We start from the raw sequence: 22,112 nt of genomic DNA, 5'->3' as shown, positions 1-22,112 counted from the left end.
TAAGGAGCTTTCTGATGGCCGCATTTCCGCAAAATTTTCTATGGGGCGCCGCTACCGCAGCCTATCAGGTTGAGGGCGGCCACGATGCCGACGGGAAAGGACCGTCGATCTGGGACATCTATTCTCACCAGCCGGGCACCACTTTCCAGGAGACTAACGGCGACGTTGCCGTCGATCACTACCACCGCTTTCGCGAAGACGTCGCGCTGATGGCCGAAATGGGCCTGCAGAGCTACCGCTTTTCCATCTCCTGGCCGCGCCTGCTGCCCGGCGGCCGCGGTGAGGTAAATGAAGCCGGCATTCAGTTTTATAGCGATCTGATCGACGAACTGCTGGCGCATAATATCGAGCCCATGATTACGCTGTACCACTGGGATCTGCCGCAGGCGCTGCAGGATGAAGGCGGCTGGGAAGCCCGCAGCACGGCGGAGGCCTTCGCCGAATACGCGCGCTTGTGCTACGCGCGTTTCGGTTCGCGGGTCAAACTGTGGGCCACCTTTAACGAGACCATCGTTTTTATTGGACATGGCTACATTAACGGCTGCCATCCGCCGGCGGTCCGCGACCCGGCCCGCGCAATTCAGGCCTGCCACCACGTTTTTGTGGCCCACGCGATGGCGATTAAAGCGTTTCGTGAAATGGGCGTTAAGGGTGAAATTGGTTTCGTCAACGTTCTCCAGCCGCATACGCCGCTCACCGATAGCGATGAGGATCGTCGGGCGACCGAGCTGGCGGACGCCATCCATACCCACTGGCTATACGACCCGGTATTGAAAGGCACCTATCCCGAAGAGCTGCTGCAACAAACCCAGGCGCTGTGGGGCGTCCCGCGCTTTGCCCCCGGAGATGACGCGCTGCTGCGAGAAAACCACAGCGATTTTATCGGCCTCAACTACTATCGCCGCGAAACCGTTTCTGCCCATCCGCAGGAAGGATTAAGCGGCGGCGAGCCTGGCGTAGAGGGCCTGTTCTGTTTCGTCCGTAATCCGCAAAGCACCTATACCGAATGGGGCTGGGAAATTTGGCCGCAGGGGTTAACGGACGGCATTATGATGATTAAGGAGCGCTACGGCGATATCCCGATTTACATCACCGAAAACGGTTTAGGAGCCAAAGACCCGATTATTGACGGCGAAATTGTCGACGATCCGCGTATCGACTACCTCAGCGCCCACATTGATGCGCTGGAAAAAGCGCTGGACGCCGGGGCCGACGTGCGCGGCTATTATCCCTGGTCCTTTATCGATCTGCTGAGCTGGCTGAACGGCTATCAGAAGCAGTACGGCTTCGTTTTTGTCGACCATCAGCAGGGGCTCGCCCGCAAACGGAAAAAGAGCTATTTTTGGTATCAAAACGTTATTGCCACCCGCGGCCAACAGCGTTAATCTTCTCCTCCAGGCGCCGTCCGGCGCCTGATTCAGCGCTAGAATATTCTTAAATTTCTTATTACTACACCAGGAATGTAATCAGTTCTTGTCTTTAGTATTTACAACCGAAATAATTCCGCCCAGGCCCGTTAACAAGGTGCCGCTGGTTGAGAACAGGTTTACTGAAAGCTGGTAATATTCGACTTAGAAGCTATCCCACCAAGGGTCATTGTTGCCGCCAGTTTGGAGGCCGGGAACGTGGAACAACCGCAGCGTACGCGCAGTACGTGAGGATGCGAGCGCGGCCCTGAGCCAAAATGGCAAACAGAATAGCCTGATGGGATAGGCTTATATTTATTCCGATTATAAAATGGATACGCAAATGACCGTTCAGGACTATTTATTAAAATTTCGTAAAATCAGCTCGCTGGAAAGTCTGGAAAAACTTTTTGACCACCTTAACTACTCCCTGACCGATAACGAAGAGATTGTTAACATGTACCGCGCCGCTGACCATCGCCGGGCCGAGCTGGTTTCTGGCGGTAAACTGTTCGATATTGGACAGGTTCCTAAGTCAGTCTGGCGTTACGTGCAATAAAGACTGTTCTGAAGCACGCCAGTTGCTTATACTCCCGCCCTTGATTTTGATCTGTACCTGAATAAATTGAGCGCTGGCCCGCCGGGCGAGCAGCACGAATATGCGGACGCTTGCTCAGGCAAGCGCGTGCAGCCTGACGCTCAACGGGTATATCACTGGCGTTAAATCCGGGAGAAAGTATGTCCTCTGACTCTGCAGAACGAATTGGCGGATGGCTGCTGGGGCCGCTCGCGTGGCTGCTGGTGGCGCTATTAAGCGCTTCGCTATCGCTGCTTATATTTGCCAATGCGTTAATGGCGCCCCAAACGTTCTCCTTGCTGGGCGCAATGAGCGCCGGGAATCTTATCCTTTGGATTGCGTCTCTGCTGTTCGCCGTTGCCATGTGGTACTACACCCTGTGGCTGACGCTGGCTTTTTTCAAACGGCGAAAGATTGTGCCGAAGCACTATATTATCTGGCTGCTGATTTCACTGCTGCTGGCGATTAAAGCCTTTGCCTTCTCGCCAATATCGGACATTCTGGCCCTGCGCCAGCTGCTGTTCCCACTCCTTGCTGCCGCGCTGCTGGTTCCTTACTTCAAGCGCTCCGAACGGGTTAAACGGACCTTTGTCAATCCGTAATAACCCCACAGTTAACCTGTTGTCGCCGGTATCGTTTTATTCGATAATAGGCGGCTTTTTCCGTTTCAGGTCGAATTGATGGCTGATTATTTACTGCTCTTTATTGGTACCGTCCTCGTTAATAACTTCGTGCTGGTGAAGTTTCTTGGGCTGTGTCCGTTTATGGGGGTTTCCAAAAAGCTGGAGGCCGCTATGGGAATGGGGCTGGCCACCACCTTTGTGATGACGCTAGCCTCTATCTGCGCCTGGTTAATTGATACCTGGATTCTCATCCCGCTGGATCTGGTCTATTTACGCACGCTGACCTTTATTCTGGTCATTGCGGTGGTCGTGCAGTTCACTGAAATGGTGGTGCGCAAAACCAGCCCGGCGCTGTATCGCCTGCTGGGTATCTTCCTGCCGCTGATCACCACCAACTGCGCCGTGCTCGGCGTGGCGCTGCTGAATATTAACCTTGGACATAATTTTCTGCAGTCCGCGCTGTATGGTTTTGCGGCGGCGGTCGGCTTCTCTCTGGTAATGGTGCTGTTTGCCGCCATTCGCGAGCGTCTGGTGGTTGCGGACGTCCCGGCGCCGTTTCGCGGTAACGCCATTGCGCTGGTGACGGCAGGTTTAATGTCGCTGGCATTTATGGGCTTTAGTGGTTTGGTGAAGTTGTAATATGAGTGCTGTCTGGATAGCCGTCATTGCTATTAGCCTTCTCGGGCTGATTTTCGGCTTAATTTTGGGTTATGCCTCCCGCCGTTTTGAGGTGGAAGACGATCCGGTCGTTGAAAAGATCGACGAACTTCTTCCGCAAAGCCAGTGCGGCCAGTGCGGCTACCCCGGCTGCCGTCCCTATGCGGAAGCGGTAGGCCTGCAGGGTGAGAAAATCAACCGCTGCGCCCCCGGCGGCGAAGCGGTGATGTTAAAAATTGCCACCCTGCTGAACGTCGACCCGCAGCCTGCTGACGGCGATGCGCAGGAGGCCGAGCCCGTGCATATGCTGGCGGTCATCGACGAAAAAAACTGTATTGGCTGCACGAAATGCATCCAGGCCTGCCCCGTTGACGCCATTGTCGGCGCGACCCGCGCGATGCATACGGTGATGAGCGACCTCTGTACCGGCTGTAATCTTTGCGTCGCCCCCTGCCCGACGCAGTGTATAGAGATGGTTCCGGTTGCGACGACCACCGCAACCTGGAAATGGGATCTACACACCATCCCGGTGCGCATCATTCCTGTGGAACAACATGTTTAAGCTATTTTCCGCGTTCAAAAAAGACAAGGTCTGGGATTTCAACGGCGGTATTCATCCGCCGGAGATGAAAACCCAGTCAAACGGTACGCCGCTGCGCCAGGTCTCCCTTGCGCAGCAGTTTGTTATTCCGCTGAAGCAGCATATTGGCGCGGAGGGCGAGCTGTGCGTGCAGCCTGGCGATCGCGTCCTGCGCGGCCAGCCGCTTACCCGCGGCTGGGGAAAAATGCTGCCCGTACACGCCCCGACGTCAGGTATCGTCAGCGCCATCGCTCCGCATTCGACGGCGCATCCCTCCGCGCTGGCGGAGATGAGCGTTATCATTGATGCCGATGGCGAAGACCGCTGGATTGAACGCGACGGCTGGAGTGACTACCAGAGCAAATCCCGGGATGAGCTTATCGAGCGCATCCATCAGTTCGGCGTTGCCGGGCTGGGCGGCGCCGGCTTCCCCACCGGGATCAAGCTGCGCGGCGGCGGCGACAAAATCGACACTTTAATTATTAACGCCGCCGAGTGCGAGCCCTACATTACCGCCGACGATCGCCTGATGCAGGACTGCGCGGCGCAGATTATCGACGGCATTCGCATCCTGGCCCATATATTACAGCCGAGCCAGGTGCTGATCGGCATTGAAGACAACAAACCGCAGGCTATCTCCATGCTGCGTGCGGTACTCAGCGACGCGCACGGCATCTCCCTGCGCGTGATCCCGACCAAATATCCCTCCGGCGGCGCTAAGCAACTGACGCAGATCCTCACCGGTAAGCAGGTTCCCCACGGCGGCCGTTCTTCCGATATCGGGGTCCTGATGCAAAACGTCGGCACCGCCTACGCGGTTAAACGCGCGGTGATTGATGGCGAACCGCTGACCGAACGCGTAGTGACTTTAACCGGGGAAGCGGTTTCGCGCCCGGGCAACGTCTGGGCCCGCCTGGGCACGCCGGTGCGCCACCTTTTGGATGACGCCGGTTTCTGCCCCAGCGCTGAGCCGATGGTGATTATGGGCGGCCCGCTGATGGGCTTTACCCTCCCGTGGCTCGACGTGCCGGTTGTCAAAATCACCAACTGCCTGCTGGCCCCGTCGGCCAGCGAAATGGGCGAGGCGGAAGAAGAAAAAGGCTGCATCCGCTGTAGCGCCTGCGCCGATGCCTGCCCTGCCGATCTGCTGCCGCAGCAACTGTACTGGTTCAGTAAAGGCCAGCAGCACGACAAGGCCACGACCCACAATCTGGCCGACTGCATTGAATGCGGCGCCTGCGCCTGGGTCTGCCCGAGCAATATTCCGCTGGTGCAGTACTTCCGTCAGGAGAAGGCCGAGATCGCGGAGATTCGCCTGGAAGAGAAGCGCGCGGCCGAAGCCAAAGCCCGTTTTGAAGCCCGCCAGGCGCGTCTGGAGCGCGATAAGGCCGCGCGCCTTGAACGGCATAAGCAGTCTGCCGTACAGCCCGCAGCGAAAGATAGCGAGGCGATTAACGCCGCCCTCGCCCGCGTGCGGGAAAAACAGCAGGATGCGGCGCAGCCGATTATCATTCAGGCGGGCGCTAAGCCGGATAATAGCGAAGCCATCGCCGCGCGCGAAGCGCGTAAAGCCCAGGCTCGCGCCCGTAAAAGCGAACAGTCTGAGATCGCGCCTGAGCAGCCGGCCAGCGCAGGTCTCGATCCGCGCAAAGCTGCGGTAGAGGCCGCTATCGCCCGCGCCAAGGCCCGCAAAGCCGAACAGCAGCAGGCTGACGTCGTCGCGGCCGCGCCGGCGGCTGAGGGCGTCGACCCGCGCAAAGCTGCGGTAGAAGCCGCTATCGCCCGCGCCAAGGCCCGCAAGGCCGAACAGCAGCAGGCTGACGTCACTGCCGCGCCGGCGGCTGAGACCGTCGATCCGCGCAAAGCCGCGGTAGAGGCCGCTATCGCCCGCGCCAAGGCCCGCAAAGCCGAACAGCAGCAGGCTGACGTCGTCGTGGCCGCGCCGGCGGCTGAGGTCGTCGATCCGCGCAAGGCCGCGGTAGAAGCCGCAATCGCCCGCGCCAAGGCCCGCAAGGCCGAACAGCAGCAGGCTGACGTCGCTGCCGCGCCGGCGGCTGAGGCGGTCGACCCGCGCAAGGCTGCAGTCGCAGAAGCAATCGCCCGAGTTCAGGCCAGGAAAGCATCCCGGCAGGCAGTTAACGAGGATTAAATGGTTTTCAGAATCGCAAGCTCTCCCTATACCCACAACCAGCGTCAGACCTCGCGGATTATGCTGCTGGTGCTGCTCGCCGCCGTACCCGGCATCGTGGTGCAGACCTGGTTTTTCGGCTGGGGCACCGTGCTGCAGCTTATCCTGGCGGCCTTAACCGCCTGGGGAACCGAAGCCGCCATCCTCAAACTGCGAAAACAGAATATTGCCGCCATTCTGGCCGACAACTCCGCGCTGCTGACCGGCCTGCTGCTGGCCGTCAGTATTCCGCCCCTTGCGCCCTGGTGGATGGTTGTCCTCGGTACCGCCTTTGCCGTTATCATCGCCAAGCAGCTGTACGGCGGGCTGGGGCATAACCCGTTTAACCCGGCCATGATTGGCTACGTCGTGCTGCTGATCTCCTTCCCGGTGCAGATGACCTCCTGGCTGCCGCCGCAGGAGATTGCGGCCCACATTCCAGGCTTTACCGACGCGCTGCGGGTCATTTTCACCGGCCATACCGCCTCCGGGGGCGATATGAACGCCCTGCGCCTCGGGGTCGACGGTATCAGCCAGGCCACGCCGCTGGACACCTTTAAAACCTCCCTGCACGCCGGCCATAAGGTGCAGGAGATCCTCCAGTACCCGATATTCGGCGGCACGCTGGCGGGGCTTGGCTGGCAGTGGGTTAATATCGCTTATCTGGTCGGCGGGCTGTTCCTGCTGTGGCAGAAGACGATTCGCTGGCATATTCCGCTCAGCTTCCTGCTGAGTCTGGCCGTATGCTCCGCGCTCGGCTGGTTTTTCTCGCCGCAGAGCCTGGCCGCGCCGCAGATACATCTGCTGTCCGGCGCCACCATGCTCGGCGCGTTCTTTATTCTGACGGATCCGGTAACCGCCTCCACCACCAACCGCGGACGCCTTATTTTCGGCGCGCTGGCGGGTCTGCTGGTCTGGCTCATTCGCAGCTTCGGCGGCTATCCTGACGGCGTTGCCTTCGCGGTGCTGCTGGCGAACATTACCGTTCCGTTGATTGATTACTACACGCGTCCCCGCGTGTATGGCCACCGCTGAGGACCCGTCATGTTAAAAAGCATGCGCAAACACGGCATCACGCTGGCGCTTTTCGCCGCCGGCTCCACCGGCCTGACGGCGGCTATCAATGAGCTGACCAAATCGACTATTGAAGATCAGGCGGCTCAGCAGCAAAAGGCGCTATTTGACCAGGTTCTGCCCGCAGAGCTGTATAATAACGATCTGCTGAAGAGCTGTTATCTGGTCTCCGCCCCGGAGCTGGGGAAAGGACAGCGTAAGATCTGGATTGCTAAAAATAACGACATCCCGGTGGGTGCGGTAATGGAAACCACCGCGCCAGACGGCTACTCCGGGGCGATTCAGCTGCTGGTCGCCGCCGACTTTAAAGGTACCGTCCTCGGCACCCGGGTGACCGAACATCACGAAACGCCGGGCCTTGGCGATAAAATTGAGCTGCGTCTTTCTGACTGGATCACCCATTTTGCCGGCAAAGTTATCCACGGGCAGAATGACGGCCGCTGGGCGGTTAAAAAAGACGGCGGCGATTTTGACCAGTTTACCGGCGCGACCATTACGCCGCGCGCGGTCGTCAACGCGGTTAAGCGCGCTGGCCTGTATGCACAAACGCTGCCAACGCAGATTCCCGAATTCACCGCCTGTGGAGACTAGAGCATGAGCGAAGTAAAAGACGTTATTGTTCAGGGGTTGTGGAAAAACAACTCCGCGCTGGTCCAGCTGCTGGGGATGTGCCCCCTGCTTGCCGTGACCTCCACCGCCACCAACGCGCTGGGATTAGGGCTGGCAACCACCCTGGTTCTGACCCTGACCAACCTGACTATCTCCAGCCTGCGCCGCTGGACGCCGGCCGAGATCCGTATTCCAATTTACGTGATGATCATCGCCTCGGTGGTGAGCGTCGTGCAGATGCTGATTAACGCCTACGCCTATGGCCTCTATCAGTCGCTGGGGATTTTTATCCCGCTGATTGTAACTAACTGCATTGTCGTCGGCCGCGCCGAGGCTTTTGCGGCCAAAAAGGGCCCGGCTCTGTCGGCGCTGGATGGTTTCGCAATTGGCATGGGGGCCACCTGCGCCATGTTTGTGCTCGGCTCGCTGCGTGAGATCATTGGTAACGGTACTCTGTTTGACGGCGCGGATAGTCTGCTCGGCGGCTGGGCAAAAGCGCTGCGCATCGAGGTCTTCCATACCGATACCCCCTTCCTGCTGGCGATGCTGCCGCCGGGGGCGTTTATCGGCCTCGGAATGATGCTGGCGGTCAAATATCTTATTGATGAGCGAAGCAAGCAGCGCAAGGCCCGGGCGGTAAGCGCCGAAACCCCGGTCGTTGCGCCCTCTGACGCCACCGGGAAAGCCTGATGAATAAGAGCAAACGTCTGGAAATTCTGACCCGCCTGCGGGATAACGACCCGCATCCCACCACGGAGCTCAATTTCAGCTCGCCGTTTGAGCTGCTGATCGCCGTACTGCTCTCGGCGCAGGCGACCGACGTCAGCGTCAATAAAGCGACGGCGAAGCTCTATCCGGTTGCCAACACCCCGGCGGCGATGCTTAGCCTGGGCGTCGATGGGGTCAAGTCGTATATCAAAACCATCGGCCTGTTTAACAGCAAAGCGGAAAACGTCATTAAGACCTGCCGGATCCTGCTGGAGCAGCATAATGGCGAAGTCCCAGAGGACAGAGCCGCGCTGGAAGCGCTGCCCGGCGTCGGGCGCAAAACCGCCAACGTGGTACTCAATACCGCCTTCGGCTGGCCGACGATTGCGGTAGATACGCATATTTTCCGCGTTTGCAACCGGACACAATTTGCCCCCGGTAAGAACGTCGAGCAGGTTGAAGAGAAGCTGCTGAAGGTGGTTCCCGCCGAGTTTAAGGTGGACTGCCACCACTGGCTTATTCTCCACGGCCGCTATACCTGCATCGCCCGCAAGCCGCGCTGCGGTTCCTGCCTGATCGAGGACCTCTGCGAGTTCAAAGAGAAGGTCTACGCTGCCTGATGTCCGCTCCCTGAGCAGAACCATTACCCTGTCTGTGGTAATGGTTCTGTTCATACCCTTTCATCCCTGCCACTTTCGCCATAATTTCGCCAGTTAACAGGGTGATCGTCTGCTCATATAACTCTCAGCCAGGTTAATCATTTTTTACGAAGAAAAAATTTCTATACATTTGTGATCCAGATCATCCATGCAACTCAATGTTAATTTATTGTTGCTTATTTGATAGTTAAAGCCAGCAATTGCAATATCCGAGCCCTGCTTATCAGGACAATACCCCATCATTTTTTAGGATTATGGCCTATATCACTGGGTTCAAGGCTGATCAGCAGAATATATCGCCTTTATGCGCCGCCATGCGGATGCAGACAGATAAAAATATCACCAATGGCGAAACGGTGAAGTTTAACTCTGCATAACATTTGAATGACCGGCGTATTATAACGCCTCGGTTATGTGTAACAGAGTATTACAAAGCTATTGCCTGAACGGTCAGGATAGTGAACATTACCTGCCGTTTTCCCTCCAGAATAACTATAAAGGCGGCGGTCATCGAAGATTGCGCCCCGAACACCCCCCGTTAATATGGGATGTAAAAAAAGAGGTATATGTGTCAACTGCAAACAATAAACCAGCAGAAAGCGTGAGTTTGAACGCTTTCAAGCAGCCGAAATCGTTCTACCTGATCTTCTCGATCGAATTATGGGAGCGTTTTGGTTATTACGGCCTGCAAGGGATCATGGCCGTTTACCTGGTAAAACAGCTGGGTATGTCAGAAGCGGATTCTATTACACTCTTCTCCTCCTTCAGCGCGCTGGTCTACGGCCTCGTGGCTATCGGCGGCTGGCTGGGCGATAAAGTGCTCGGCACCAAGCGCGTCATTATGCTGGGTACGATCGTACTGGCGATCGGCTATGCGCTGGTCGCGTATTCCGGACATGACGCCGCTATCGTTTATATGGGTATGGCGACTATCGCCGTCGGTAACGGCCTGTTTAAGGCTAACCCGTCCTCCCTGCTGTCTACCTGTTATGAGAAAGACGACCCGCGTCTGGACGGTGCATTTACCATGTACTATATGTCCATCAACATCGGTTCGTTCTTCTCGATGCTGGCTACCCCGTGGCTGGCAGCGAAGTTCGGCTGGAGTATCGCCTTCTCCCTGAGCTTTGTCGGCATGTTGATTACGCTGGTGAACTTTATGTTCTGCAAGAAATGGGTGAAAAACTACGGTTCTAAACCCGACTTCGCCCCGGTTCATTACGGCAAACTGCTGGCCACCCTCGTCGGCGTGGTTATCCTGGTGGTTATCGCTACCTGGCTACTGCATAACCAGGGCATCGCTCGTATGGTTCTGGGCGTGGTTGCGCTGGGCATCGTCATCATCTTCGCCAAAGAAGCTATCGCCCTGAAGGGCGCCGCGCGTCGTAAGATGGTTGTGGCCTTCATTCTGATGGTGCAGGCGATCGTCTTCTTCGTCCTTTACAGCCAGATGCCGACGTCCCTGAACTTCTTCGCCATCCGCAACGTTGAGCATGCCATTATGGGCATCAGCTTCCAGCCGGAGCAGTTCCAGGCGCTGAACCCGTTCTGGATTATGATCGGTAGCCCGATTCTGGCCGCCATCTATAACAAGATGGGCGACCGTCTGCCGATGCCGCACAAGTTTGCTATCGGTATGATCCTCTGTTCCGCCGCATTCCTGGTGCTGCCGCTGGGCACCAAATTCGCCACCGATGCCGGTATCGTGTCGGTAAACTGGCTGATTCTGAGCTACGCGCTGCAGAGTATTGGCGAGCTGATGATTTCCGGCCTCGGTCTGGCAATGGTTGCCCAGCTGGTTCCGCAGCGTCTGATGGGCTTCATCATGGGCAGCTGGTTCCTGACCACCGCGGGCGCAGCAATTATTGCAGGTAAGATTGCTAACCTGATGGCCGTTCCGGAAAACGTAACCGACCCGCTGGTTTCTCTGAACGTTTACGGTCACGTATTCATGCAGATTGGTATCGTGACGGCCGTAATCGCCGCGCTGATGCTGCTGACGGCGCCGAAGCTGAATCGTATGACTCTGGACGACGATAGCGTCGCTAAAGATCGCGAGACGGCAACAGCCTAAGCGCTTCGGGAAAACCACTTAATTTAGCCGCTAACCTGCCGTTAGCGGCTTTTTTTTTACCCCTGCGCGGACTACCATACAGAAAACTGCAGCCACAAGGAGTTACCGATGAAACTGTTCTACAAACCCGGCGCCTGTTCTCTTGCTTCGCATATCGCCCTGCGCGAAAGCGGGCTGGATTTCACCTTGCAGGGCGTGGACGTAATGAAAAAGCGTCTTGAAAACGGGGATGATTACCTGCTGATTAACCCGAAAGGCCAGGTTCCGGCGCTGCTGCTTGACGACGATCTCCTGCTGACGGAAGGCGTGGCGATTATGCAGTACATTGCCGATCGCGTCCCGGATCGACAGCTGCTGGCCCCGGTGGACACCATCGCCCGCTACCAGACGCTGGAGTGGTTGAACTACGTCGCAACGGAGCTGCACAAAGGCTTCACCCCGCTGTTTCGTCCGGACACGCCGGAAGATTACAAACCCACGGCGCGGGCGCTGCTGGAGAAGAAGCTGCAGTATATTGACGAATCGCTGGAGGATAAGCAGTGGCTGAACGGCCATCGCTTCACCATCGCCGATGGCTATCTGTTTACCGTACTGCGCTGGGCGTACGCGGTGAAGCTTAATATGGCAGGCTATCGCCATATCGAGGCGTGGATGAAGCACATCGCCGCGCGCCCGTCGGTGGCGGCTGCGCTGGAAGCGGAAGGTCTGAAGTAAGGTCGATTGCCCTGCCCGGGCGCGGCTCCGGGCAGGCTGTCAGCGCCTACAGCTGCGTGGCGCTGAAGAGATGCTCAGGCAGCGCAATGCGATCCTGCGCCGCCACGACCTGCAGCTCATACTCCTGCATTGCTTTGGTCGCCAGCATGATTTCGTACACCGCGGCGGTGACGTGCTCCAGCGCATCGCGCAGGCTCGCTCCCTGCAGAAGCTTCACCAGCAGCAGGCCGCTGGTCACATCCCCCACCCCCACCGGCTGACGCAGGCCAAAGTCCACCAGCGGACGGCTGATATGCCAGGCTTCGTCGCGCGTCACCAGCAGCATTTCAAAACGGTCCATGCTAATCCCGGCGCGCGACAGGTGCTTCACCAGCACCACTTCCGGCCCCTGGGCAATGAGCTCCCGCGCGGCGGCCACCGCTTCGCCGACGTTCGCCACCGGATGCTCGCAGAGAATTTCCAGCTCCAGCAGATTCGGGGCAATAATATCGCTGGCAGGCAGCGCATGGCGCACGTGAAACTCGGCTACGCCAGGTGCTACGATGCAGCCCTTTTCAGGATGGCCCATCACCGGATCGCAAAAATATTTTGCCGCCGGATTGGCCGCTTTCACCTGACGAACAATCCCGAGAATATGTTCGCCCTGTTCCGCCGATCCCAGATAACCGCTGAGCACCGCGTCGCAGCGCTGAAGCTGATTAATATCAGCGATGCCCTGTACGATCTCGGTCAGATGCGCTGGCGGCATAACGCAGCCGGTCCATTTACCGTACTGAGTATGGTTTGAGAACTGCACGGTATTGAGGGGCCAGACGTTCGCGCCAAGGCGGCGCATCGGAAACTCGGCGGCGCTATTGCCGGCATGGCCAAACACAACGTGAGACTGGATGGCGAGGATATTCTTCATCTTGGATACCTGACAGCAAAAAATAAGGGGCGTGGTTTCCCACGCCCCTGCCTTTACGCAATTACTTCCAGCAGACCAGACAGTAATTTTTCTTACCGCGGCGCAGTAAGGTATAGCGACCAAACAGGCGATCGCCTTCGCCGAAGACATACTCCGGGTCGGCCTGTTTTTCACCGTTGATGGTCACCGCGTTGGAGGCGATGGTTTTACGCGCCTGGCCACGGGATGGCTGCAGCTCGGAATCCACCAGCGCCTGCATCAGGTCGGCGCCCTGTTCCATTTCAATCATCGGTACGCCGTCCTGCGCCAGCTGCTCGAAGTCCGCTTCGCTCAGCTCGCTCAGGTTGCCGTTAAACAGGCTCTCGGTAATGCGTTTTGCGGCGATCAGACCCTCTTCACCATGCACCAGACGCGTCACCAGTTCCGCCAGCACGTACTGCGCGCGCGGAGCCTTACCGCTGTTTTTGTCTTCTTCCTCAAGGGCATTGATCTCGTCAATTTCCATAAAGGTGAAGAACTTCAGGAAGCGATAAACGTCGGCATCCGCGGTGTTGATCCAGAACTGGTAGAATTTATACGGACTGGTTTTCTTCGGATCCAGCCATACCGCGCCGCCTTCGGTCTTACCGAACTTGGTGCCATCCGCTTTGGTGATCAGCGGAACGGTCAGACCAAATACCTGGTTCTGATGCAGGCGACGGGTCAGGTCGATACCGGAGGTAATGTTACCCCACTGATCCGAACCACCGATTTGCAGCGCAACCCCGTGCAGCTCATTCAGGCACGCGAAGTCGTAGCCCTGCAGCAGGTTATAGGAGAACTCGGTAAAGGAGATGCCCTGATCGTCACGGTTCAGACGCTGCTTAACCGCTTCTTTATTGATCATCTGATTGACGGAGAAATGCTTGCCGATATCACGCAGGAAGGTCAGCACGTTCATGCCGCCAAACCAGTCGTAGTTATTCGCGGCAATGGCCGAGTTGTCTCCGCAATCAAAGTCGAGGAAAGGCGCGACCTGTTTACGAATTTTATCAACCCACTCCTGCACGGTGTCTTCGGTGTTCAGTTTACGCTCGGCGGCTTTGAAGCTCGGGTCACCAATCAGACCGGTCGCACCACCCACCAGCGCCACAGGCTTATGGCCTGCCTGCTGGAAGCGTTTCAGGCATAACAATGGAACAAGATGCCCCAAGTGCAAGCTGTCGGCGGTAGGATCGAAGCCGCAATAGAGCGCGATCGGGCCTTGCGCCAGTCGCTCTGCTAACGCTTCCTCGTCCGTCACCTGGGCTACCAGCCCCCGCTCTTGCAATTGTTTAATCAAGTTACTGCTTGCCATCAAATTCTCCATGTATAAACGACTGCACCTTTGCCGGTACACGACTTTTCGCCAGACGCGAAAAAATACTACACAAAATGATTCAGGCTGCATCAAAGCGGCAAGCATGGGAAGCCTCAGGCGCTTACGCGGGTAAGCTACCGGATGAGCAGGCATGGCCAGCTACGATGCAGCGTGAAAAATGAAGCCTATAGAATAAAGCGCCGGGGAACGTAGTACCAGCGCTTAAAACAACATTTTGCGTCCTTTATGGCGCCAGGCGGTCGATTTGCCAGCCGTCGTTTTGCCGCTGGTACAGAAAACGATCGTGCAGACGATGCTCGCCGCCCTGCCAGAACTCCATCTGTTCGATATTGACGCGGAACCCGCCCCAGAAGCTCGGCAGCGGCACTTCGCCCTGCTGGAATTTTTGCTTCAGCTCAAGGAACTTGCTTTCAAGAATACCGCGGGCAGAAATGCGGCTGGACTGGCGGGAAACCCAGGCACCGATCTGGCTATCGCGCGGGCGGCTGTGGAAATACTTAACCACTTCCAGCGTCGACAGACGTTCAGCTTTGCCGCTCACCATCACCTGGCGCTCCAGCATATGCCACGGAAACAGCAGGCTCACGCGGGGATTTTTTTCGATCTGGTGCGCTTTGCGGCTGCCGAGGTTGGTGTAAAACACCAGCCCCTTTTCGTCATAGTGCTTTAACAGCACGATACGCTGATAGGGCTGGCCGCTTTCATCAACGGTGGCCACCACCATCGCCGTGGGGTCGGCCAGCCGGGCATCGCAGGCCTGTCGGAGCCAACGCTCAAACAGCGTCAGCGGTTCGGCGGGAAGATCGTGGCGACGCAGGCCGCCACGGGTATACTCTCGGCGCAGATGCGCGATTTGCTGCAATTCGTCGTTGTCTGACATGGCAATTGAGAAAATAGTCGTCGGGTGGCGTCATTGTGCGCCCCCGGGACAGAAATCTCAACGTTTGGCGGTTTGCAGCTGGCAGTTTTCCAGCACCACGCGGTCGTGTTTGTAGACCGTGGCACCGTCGCCTTTTGACCAGAAGACGTATACGCCGTCGGTATAGCGCGCCCCCGACGCCGATAGCCCCTGCTGCAGATTCAGCTGCTGGTTATCGTAAATGAAGCTTACCTGCTGGCGGGCGTTATTGAGATGAACGGTCAGCGGTTTCTGATCGCACTGATACTCCAGCGTATCGGTCTGCATGCGCTCGACAAACTGGTTGTAATAGCTACAGCCTGCGAGCATAAAAGGTATCGCTGCGATAAGGATTTTTTTCATTTGGTTGCCTTCGACTTTCCCGGTCCAGGAGGGTACTGACCCTCCGCTCACTTCATCCAGTTTACCGGTTAATAAAATATAGCGAATTCAGTTAACTCTGATTCTGCGGCGCATTCGCCGGGAAAATCGCGCCAAGGATGGAGGCTTCTGCGGCACCGGTCACCGACGGCAGGTTGCCGGGCAGCCCGGACATAGTCCGCCACGCCAGCCATGCAAAGGCCAGCGCTTCCATATCGTCACCGCTGATCCCCGCCGCATCGGTGGTAGAGACCTCCGTACCCGGCAGCAGCGCCGCCAGTCGCGCCATCAGCAGCGGATTACGGGCCCCGCCGCCGCACACCAGCAGCCGCTCGCAGCCGCCGCTGAGCATCACCTGTTCACTAATCGTGACCGCGGTAAGCTCCGTCAGCGTGGTCTGAACGTCCTGCGCGCTAACGCCGGGATAGCGGGCCAGATGCCGCTGCAGCCAGCCGTAGTTGAAGTATTCCCGCCCGGTACTTTTCGGCGCGGGCAGCGCGAACCACGGATCGCTGAGCATATCCTGCAGCAGCGGCAGCAGCACCTTGCCTCCGCTGGCCCAGTGGGCATCTTTATCGTACGGTTTACCGCACTGACGCCAGATCCACGCGTCCATCAGCATATTGCCAGGACCGGTGTCGTAGCCGCGGACCGGCAGGCCGGGCGCCAGCAGCGAGAGATTAGCGATGCCGCCAACGTTTAGCACCATCCTGCGCTCAACCGGATGCGCCAACAGCGCGTGGTGGAAGGCCGGAACCAGCGGCGCGCCCTGGCCCCCAAGAGCCATATCGCGACGGCGAAAATCACCCACCACCGTGATGCCGGTATGGGCGGCAATCTGGTTATTGTCACCGATTTGCAATGTGTTAGGCGCATCGCCCATCGGCTCGTGCCAGACCGTCTGACCGTGGCAGCCAATCGCAACGATCTCCGAGGCCTGCAAATTCTCCTGGCGCATTAGCGCCCGTACCGCATCGGAAAACAGCCGTCCCAGGCGCGTATCAAGCTGTCCTAACTGCGATAAGGTGAGCGGCTGCCCCTGACAGATAGCCAGAATCTCTTCTTTTATTGCGATAGGGATGGGATAGGTCAGGCTGGCCTGCTGGGCCACAATACTTTCGTTAATTACCGCCAGAACCACGTCGATGCCATCCAGGCTGGTGCCGGACATTACGCCAATAAAGCGACCTGATTTCATACGCCTTCCTTCATTCCATGACTCTCGTATAGCGACACTCCATCATAAAGACGGGGTCATTGCTATGGGACAATAATTTTTTTTAACACTAAAACGGATAAACCTTAAATCATTCCGGCTGTCAGATAATCAGGTTTTAGCCGCTTTAAAACGGCGCCAAAGCCTGAACAGAGAAGCCCGAAGCCTCGCAGTTATAAACGCGACGCTTCGCGTAAAGCGCTTACGTTTAGCTGCGGTTAAGACGTTTTTGCTTATTATTTTTCATATTGTCCATGCGGAAGCTATGCCAGCTGGCGCTTAAATGCCATATAATTGACCACATGGAAGTTCAACAGAACGCTATTTGGTGAAGGAGATTCATAAATGATTTTACGTGTTTTGGCTGTCTCGATGATTGGTTTTACTCTTGCGGGCTGCGTCAGCAGCAGCGGCCTTTCCGGTGATGTTTACTCCGCATCCGAAGCCAAACAGGTCCAGAGCGTAACTTACGGAACCATCGTTCATACCCGCGCGGTTCAGATCCAGGGCGGCGATGACAGCAATGCCATCGGTGCTATCGGCGGCGCAGTTCTGGGTGGATTCCTCGGTAACACCATCGGTGGCGGCACGGGCCGTTCGCTGGCAACGGCAGCAGGCGCAGTTGCGGGCGGCGTAGCCGGCCAGGGCGTCCAGGGCGCAATGAATAAAACCCAGGGCGTTGAGCTGGAAATCCGTAAGGATGACGGCAACACCATTCTGGTGGTCCAGAAACAGGGCAGCACCCCGTTCTCCGTTGGCCAGCGCGTCGCGATTGCCGGCAGCGGCAGCCAGGTCACCGTGTCCCCGCGTTAATATTCTTTCATGCGGCCTTTCGGGGCCGCATTATTCCCCAAAGATCAAGATATTGAATCCGGCCATATCGTTTTGCGGTTCAGCCGCCCCTGACGTTATAGTCGCACATCGACGTCCAGTCCGGTGCTGTTGCCGGTATTGACTATATTTTTATTGATATTACACCTCACTATGAAGTACTGGTGCGTTCGGGAGCGCCTGCATCTGACCGCCATTGCCTGCGCCTACGGCGGATCGGCGCTGCTGGTGCCGGGAAGGTTTAGCGGCCATTCGGACTGGCTTCTCTGCAACCAGGGCCATACCTGACGCTAGCGCCGCTTTGATTTTCTTTATCTTCCGCGCAACGCGATGCTGGTCATACTCTTTACTCCCGCGATTATTTTATATCACTTCCGCCATAGCCCGCGCCTCACCAGAAAGGTTCATACCGTTATTCTGACGAACCGCCCGAGTTTTACGACACTGATAATTACTCCGTCATGGCTTTATTCAAGTAATCATCCGCTCTGGCATAACCGTATTGGCCGGGTTATAGTCGCCAGTTGGTTAATAACGCTAATGCTGCTGGTTTATATAAGCCGATTGCGCAATATATTCTGGTACAGCAGCGCCTTCTTTTGTTCGGCCTATATATTTACGCTACCGGTGCTAATCCCGCAGAGTGACATGCTGTATTCGTGGTATCACGCGCGGCGTATTTACCGCCGTTGACGGTCGCCTGACGACCGAAGAGTGCGGATGCGGCAATGTACGAAGCGAAAAACCGCGTCGTCGTGTGGCATGAGTCGAAGTAGAGAATGAAGGGCCTTGAGAGATCAAGGCCCTGAACAGGTTAATCTTTTGCCTGGAGGTCCAGAATATTGTGTTCCAGTTTGCGGATCAAACCGAGCAGCATTTCAACCTCTTGCGTCGAGACGCCAGCCAGAATTTCATCGCGCGTTTTGCTGATAACCTCTTCCATCTCATTGATCAGCGGCTCCGCTTTTTCCGTCAGCCGAATACGCTTCGCCCGCCGATCGTTGGCGCAGGTCTGGCGAGAAATGAGACCTTTCTCCTCCAGCTGATCCAGCGTACGCACCAAAGAAGGCTGCTCAATTCCGATGGCTTTCGCCAGTTGAATCTGCGACTGCTCAGGCGGCAGCTGATGGATGTTATGCAGCGTGACCCAGTGCGTCTGCGTTAACTCCAGAGGTTTCAGGCGATGGTCGATCAGCGCGCGCCAGACGCGCACTAAACGTGCCAGATCAGAACCCAGTGGCGATTCCAATTTCATCTCCTTATAATTAGCTTGCTAAGTTATTATACTGATTTTAGAATAGTGTGCAGCATTTAAATAATCAAAACAAATGAATTACCTGATTCACTAATATGAAAACAATGATTTACAATGCAAATAATAGCATTACCTGACATTCTCCCTGCAACGGCAAAGGATTTTTGCTTGTGAAACTGAGTCTTAACTCTTGCGGATTGTCGCTCCAGGACCTGGTGTTTGGCGCTTCTATCTATTTCCCCCCTCTGTTTAAAGCCGTCCTGCTGGGGTTCTTTATCTGGCTGGTGCTTCATCGTCAGCTGCGCGACTGGATGTACGCCGGCGATATCTGGCACCCGCTGCTGATGGATCTCTCCCTGTTTGCGCTTTCAGTGTGTCTGGCACTGGTTCTGTTGACCGTCTGGTAATGTTAACTCGATGAAAAAAATAAAATATTTCTCAACCCTACTGATTGCGGCGCTGGCGATTATTGCCGCCTGGCTGGTCTGGAACTACTACACGCAATCGCCGTGGACCCGTGACGGCAAGGTGCGCGCCGAGCAGGTCAGCATCACGCCTCAGGTATCCGGCAGCATCCTGCAGCTTAACGTCCGCGATAACCAGCTGGTGAAAGCCGGAGACGTGCTGTTTAAGATCGATGACACCCCCTATCGTATTGCCTTGCTCGACGCCGAGGCACAGCTGGCCAAAACCCGGGCCGATCTGGCGAAGGCCCAGGTGGAACAGGCAAAAGCCGCCAGTGACGCCGCCCGCCGCCGAAATCTGTCGCGAAACGTGATTTCCGCCGAAGATCTGGAAAGCGCCGGCACCGCGCTGAATACCGCCAACGCGGTCCTCGAAGCGGCCAAAGCCGTGATGGGCGTCGCGCAGGCCAGTCTCGAACGCGCCCGCTGGCAGCTCAGCCAGACCGTGATTAAGGCGCCGGTTGACGGCTGGGTCACCAATCTCTCCACCCGCGTTGGCGACTACGCCTCCGTCGGCCGCCCCCAGTTCGCGCTGGTGGACAGCCACTCGTTCTACGTCATTGGCTATTTTGAAGAAACCAAGCTGCGTCATATCCGCGCCGGGGATAGCGCCGAGGTGATTCTCTATAGCAGCAAGCAAAAGTTACAAGGTCACGTTTCCAGCATTGGCCGCGCCATTGTTGACCAAAGCGTTGAAAACGGCGCCGCGCTGGTGGCGGATATTAAACCGAATATTCCCTGGGTACGCCTGGCCCAGCGGGTGCCGGTACGCATTGAGCTGACCGGCCTGCCGCAGGAGATCACGCTTATCTCCGGCACCACCTGTACCGTTTCTATCGGCCGGCCATAGTGAAGGTGCAGGCCCTGACGTGGCGCGCGCTTCCCTGGGTTAAGGCCAGCCGGGCGCAGTGGCGATACGCGCTGCGCAACGGCATTGCCATGTGCCTGGCGCTGAGCGTCGCCTACTGGCTGAACCTGGATGAGCCCTACTGGGCGATGACCTCAGCGGCGGTGGTCAGTTTTCCTACCGTCGGCGGCGTGATCAGCAAAAGCTTTGGCCGCATCGCCGGCAGCCTGCTCGGCGCTTGTGCCGCCCTGCTGCTGGCCGGCCATACCCTGAACGATCCGTGGCTGTTCTTATTCAGCATCTCGGCATGGATCGCGCTTTGCACCTGGGCCTGCGCGATGTACACCAACAACGTGGCCTACGCTTTCCAGCTTGCCGGCTATACCTGCGCCATTATTGCCTTCCCGGTTATCAACGTTACCGACGCCAACGAGCTGTGGAGCATTGCCCAGTCGCGCGTTTGCGAAGTCATCGTCGGGATCCTTTGCGGCGGGGTCATGATGATGATCCTGCCCAGCACCTCCGACGGCACCACGCTGCTGACGGCGTTGAAAAATATGCATGCGCGCCTGCTGGAGCATGCCAGCCTGCTGTGGGTGCCGGAAACTACCGATGCGATTCGCACCGCCCACGAAAGCGTTATTGGCCAGATCCTGACCATGAACCTGCTGCGTATTCAGGCCTTCTGGAGCCACTACCGCTTCCGCCGGCAGAATCCGCTGCTGAACTATTTGCTGCACCAGCAGCTGCGTATGACCAGCGTCATCTCCAGCCTGCGCCGGATGCTGCTCAACTGGCCCGATGCCCCCAGGAATACCCGCGCGGTGCTGGAGACGCTGCTGAGCGAGCTGGCCAGCCCGCGCGCCGATCTCTACTCCGTCGCGCGCATTATCGCCCCGCTGGCGCCCGGAGCCGCTGCCGACTACCGGCACCTGGCGTTCTGGATGCGCCTGCGCTACTTCTGCCGCCTGTATCTGCAGAGCAGCCGCTGGATAGCCCGGGTGGAGAACGCGATGGCGGTGACCGAATTCAACGTTCCTTCGGCGCCCGCGCTGGCCCGCCACACCGATCAGGCGGAAGCGCTGTGGAACGGCGTGCGAACCTTCTGCGCGCTGGTGATGGTCGGGGCGTGGGGCATCAGCACCCAGTGGCAGTCCAGCGCCGCCGCGCTCACCCTCTCCGCCATCTGCTGCGTGCTCTACTCCATCTCGCCCTCGCCGTTCAAATCGCTGACGCTGCTGATGCGCACCCTGGTGCTGCTTTCGCTGTTCAGCTTCGTGGTGAAGTTCGGCCTGATGGTGCAGATAACCGATTTATGGCAATTTTTGCTGTTTCTTTTTCCGCTGCTCACCACCATGCAGCTGCTCAAGCTGCAGATGCCGAAGCTGGCGGGCCTGTGGGGGCAGCTGATCGTATTTATGGGCTCGTTTATTTCGGTGACCAACCCGCCGGTGTACGACTTTGCCGCATTCCTTAACGATAACCTCGGGAAAATCATCGGCGTAGGCCTTGCCTGGCTTGCCTTCGCGGTGATAAGCCCGGGCTCGGATGCGCGCAAAAGCCGTCGCCACATCAAAGCGTTACGGCGTCACTTTGTCGACCAGCTTAGCCGCCATCCGCAGCATAGCGAACACGAGTTTGAGTCTCTGGTTTATCACCATATCAGCCAGCTGAGTAACAGCCAGGATGCCCTGGCGCGCCGCTGGCTGCTGCGCTGGGGGGTTGTGCTGCTTAACTGCTCCCACGTGGTGTGGCAGCTTCGGGAGTGGGAAACCCGCTCCGACCCGCTCTCTCAGGTGCGCGATCTGTGCATTAGCCTGCTGCGGGATGTGATGAGCGAGCGCGGCGTTCAGCAGCGGCCGCTGGCGTCGACACTGCAGGAGCTACAGCGCATTTGCGACACGCTTAGTCATCATCATCAGCCGGCGGCGAAGGAGCTGGCGGCGGTTATCTGGCGCCTCTACTGCGCGCTGTCGCAGCTGGAGCAGGCGCCTGTCGCCGGAACGATAGAAGAAAGGACGGCGTGAGGCGTTGGCGCTGAAAGAAAAAACCCGGAGAGCGGCGCGGGCCGTATCCGGGTTTATCGGGGCGTATCACGAGCGCCG

22 protein-coding genes and 1 pseudogene are annotated in these 22,112 nt (G+C 57.5%); 17 read left to right on the top strand and 6 right to left on the bottom strand.

What is annotated here, in order from left to right:
- The first annotated feature begins 14 nt into the window (after positions 1 to 14).
- From NWP14_RS03410 to gstA, 12 genes are all read left to right on the top strand, one after another.
- A complete protein-coding gene (locus NWP14_RS03410; protein WP_095103132.1) occupies positions 15 to 1,385 on the top strand; it encodes a GH1 family beta-glucosidase in 1,371 nt (456 codons plus the stop codon).
- Positions 1,386 to 1,749: 364 nt separating this feature from the next.
- Positions 1,750 to 1,965, top strand: coding sequence for a transcription modulator YdgT (ydgT, locus tag NWP14_RS03405; protein WP_041147653.1), 216 nt, complete (start codon positions 1,750 to 1,752; stop codon positions 1,963 to 1,965).
- A 179-nt stretch (positions 1,966 to 2,144) separates the two neighbouring features.
- Entirely contained in the window at positions 2,145 to 2,585 is a 441-nt protein-coding gene (locus tag NWP14_RS03400; RefSeq protein ID WP_095103130.1) for a DUF2569 domain-containing protein, read from the top strand.
- A 78-nt stretch (positions 2,586 to 2,663) separates the two neighbouring features.
- Positions 2,664 to 3,245, top strand: coding sequence for an electron transport complex subunit RsxA (rsxA, locus tag NWP14_RS03395; protein ID WP_095103128.1), 582 nt, complete (start codon positions 2,664 to 2,666; stop codon positions 3,243 to 3,245).
- A gap of 1 nt (position 3,246) precedes the next feature.
- Positions 3,247 to 3,825: an electron transport complex subunit RsxB gene (rsxB, locus tag NWP14_RS03390; RefSeq protein ID WP_095103126.1), complete on the top strand. Its 579-nt coding sequence runs from the start codon at positions 3,247 to 3,249 to the stop codon at positions 3,823 to 3,825.
- The gene (gene rsxC, locus NWP14_RS03385) at positions 3,818 to 5,992 is read left to right on the top strand and encodes an electron transport complex subunit RsxC (RefSeq protein ID WP_375214771.1); all 2,175 of its coding nucleotides are present in this window, start codon (positions 3,818 to 3,820) and stop codon (positions 5,990 to 5,992) included. Before rsxB ends, rsxC begins: the two co-directional genes overlap by 8 nt.
- On the top strand, positions 5,993 to 7,045 hold the full coding sequence (gene rsxD, locus NWP14_RS03380) for an electron transport complex subunit RsxD (RefSeq protein ID WP_346431397.1): 1,053 nt from the start codon (positions 5,993 to 5,995) through the stop codon (positions 7,043 to 7,045).
- A 9-nt stretch (positions 7,046 to 7,054) separates the two neighbouring features.
- A complete protein-coding gene (gene rsxG, locus NWP14_RS03375) occupies positions 7,055 to 7,675 on the top strand; it encodes an electron transport complex subunit RsxG (RefSeq protein ID WP_375214770.1) in 621 nt (206 codons plus the stop codon).
- 3 nt (positions 7,676 to 7,678) lie between these two features.
- A complete protein-coding gene (locus NWP14_RS03370) occupies positions 7,679 to 8,383 on the top strand; it encodes an electron transport complex subunit E (protein ID WP_095103117.1) in 705 nt (234 codons plus the stop codon).
- Positions 8,383 to 9,021, top strand: coding sequence for an endonuclease III (gene nth / locus NWP14_RS03365; RefSeq protein WP_095103115.1), 639 nt, complete (start codon positions 8,383 to 8,385; stop codon positions 9,019 to 9,021). Before NWP14_RS03370 ends, nth begins: the two co-directional genes overlap by 1 nt.
- A gap of 607 nt (positions 9,022 to 9,628) precedes the next feature.
- The gene (gene dtpA, locus NWP14_RS03360) at positions 9,629 to 11,134 is read left to right on the top strand and encodes a dipeptide/tripeptide permease DtpA (protein WP_095103113.1); all 1,506 of its coding nucleotides are present in this window, start codon (positions 9,629 to 9,631) and stop codon (positions 11,132 to 11,134) included.
- A 108-nt stretch (positions 11,135 to 11,242) separates the two neighbouring features.
- Positions 11,243 to 11,848 (top strand): glutathione transferase GstA, encoded by a 606-nt coding sequence (gene gstA / locus NWP14_RS03355; protein ID WP_375214769.1) that lies wholly within the window; start codon positions 11,243 to 11,245, stop codon positions 11,846 to 11,848.
- 46 nt (positions 11,849 to 11,894) lie between these two features.
- Here the strand turns inward: gstA and pdxY are convergent, their stop codons facing one another.
- From pdxY to anmK, 5 genes are all read right to left on the bottom strand, one after another.
- Positions 11,895 to 12,755, bottom strand: a complete 861-nt coding sequence (gene pdxY / locus NWP14_RS03350; RefSeq protein ID WP_095103105.1) for a pyridoxal kinase PdxY — start codon at positions 12,753 to 12,755, stop codon at positions 11,895 to 11,897.
- A 61-nt stretch (positions 12,756 to 12,816) separates the two neighbouring features.
- Positions 12,817 to 14,091: a tyrosine--tRNA ligase gene (gene tyrS, locus NWP14_RS03345; protein WP_095103101.1), complete on the bottom strand. Its 1,275-nt coding sequence runs from the start codon at positions 14,089 to 14,091 to the stop codon at positions 12,817 to 12,819.
- 247 nt (positions 14,092 to 14,338) lie between these two features.
- On the bottom strand, positions 14,339 to 14,995 hold the full coding sequence (gene pdxH, locus NWP14_RS03340; protein ID WP_375214768.1) for a pyridoxamine 5'-phosphate oxidase: 657 nt from the start codon (positions 14,993 to 14,995) through the stop codon (positions 14,339 to 14,341).
- A gap of 57 nt (positions 14,996 to 15,052) precedes the next feature.
- Positions 15,053 to 15,376: a C-type lysozyme inhibitor gene (gene mliC / locus NWP14_RS03335; RefSeq protein ID WP_095103098.1), complete on the bottom strand. Its 324-nt coding sequence runs from the start codon at positions 15,374 to 15,376 to the stop codon at positions 15,053 to 15,055.
- 91 nt (positions 15,377 to 15,467) lie between these two features.
- Positions 15,468 to 16,592: an anhydro-N-acetylmuramic acid kinase gene (gene anmK / locus NWP14_RS03330; RefSeq protein WP_375214767.1), complete on the bottom strand. Its 1,125-nt coding sequence runs from the start codon at positions 16,590 to 16,592 to the stop codon at positions 15,468 to 15,470.
- Positions 16,593 to 16,955: 363 nt separating this feature from the next.
- Here anmK and slyB point away from each other — a divergent pair, with 363 nt between their 5' ends.
- Complete coding sequence (gene slyB, locus NWP14_RS03325) at positions 16,956 to 17,423, top strand: outer membrane lipoprotein SlyB (protein ID WP_095103095.1); 468 nt, start codon at positions 16,956 to 16,958, stop codon at positions 17,421 to 17,423.
- A 123-nt stretch (positions 17,424 to 17,546) separates the two neighbouring features.
- A pseudogene (locus tag NWP14_RS03320) lies at positions 17,547 to 18,134 on the top strand (MASE4 domain-containing protein).
- A gap of 121 nt (positions 18,135 to 18,255) precedes the next feature.
- Here the strand turns inward: NWP14_RS03320 and slyA are convergent.
- Complete coding sequence (gene slyA / locus NWP14_RS03315) at positions 18,256 to 18,696, bottom strand: transcriptional regulator SlyA (RefSeq protein WP_071844932.1); 441 nt, start codon at positions 18,694 to 18,696, stop codon at positions 18,256 to 18,258.
- A 170-nt stretch (positions 18,697 to 18,866) separates the two neighbouring features.
- Here slyA and NWP14_RS03310 point away from each other — a divergent pair, with 170 nt between their 5' ends.
- From NWP14_RS03310 to NWP14_RS03300, 3 genes are read left to right on the top strand one after another with little or no spacing between them, the layout of a single operon-like run.
- A complete protein-coding gene (locus NWP14_RS03310; RefSeq protein ID WP_346431395.1) occupies positions 18,867 to 19,103 on the top strand; it encodes a DUF1656 domain-containing protein in 237 nt (78 codons plus the stop codon).
- Positions 19,104 to 19,113: 10 nt separating this feature from the next.
- A complete protein-coding gene (locus NWP14_RS03305; RefSeq protein ID WP_095103088.1) occupies positions 19,114 to 20,010 on the top strand; it encodes an HlyD family secretion protein in 897 nt (298 codons plus the stop codon).
- Positions 20,010 to 22,034, top strand: a complete 2,025-nt coding sequence (locus NWP14_RS03300) for an FUSC family protein (protein ID WP_375214766.1) — start codon at positions 20,010 to 20,012, stop codon at positions 22,032 to 22,034. The genes NWP14_RS03305 and NWP14_RS03300 overlap by 1 nt, the downstream gene beginning before the upstream one ends.
- Positions 22,035 to 22,112 lie beyond the last annotated feature (78 nt).

It is taken from the genome of Klebsiella sp. C349492 (assembly GCF_042055345.1).
GTDB classification, from domain to species: Bacteria; Pseudomonadota; Gammaproteobacteria; order Enterobacterales; family Enterobacteriaceae; genus Klebsiella; species Klebsiella scottii.
The sequence above is the reverse complement of the archived record's forward strand: the minus strand, read 5'-3'. Positions and strand labels throughout refer to the sequence as shown.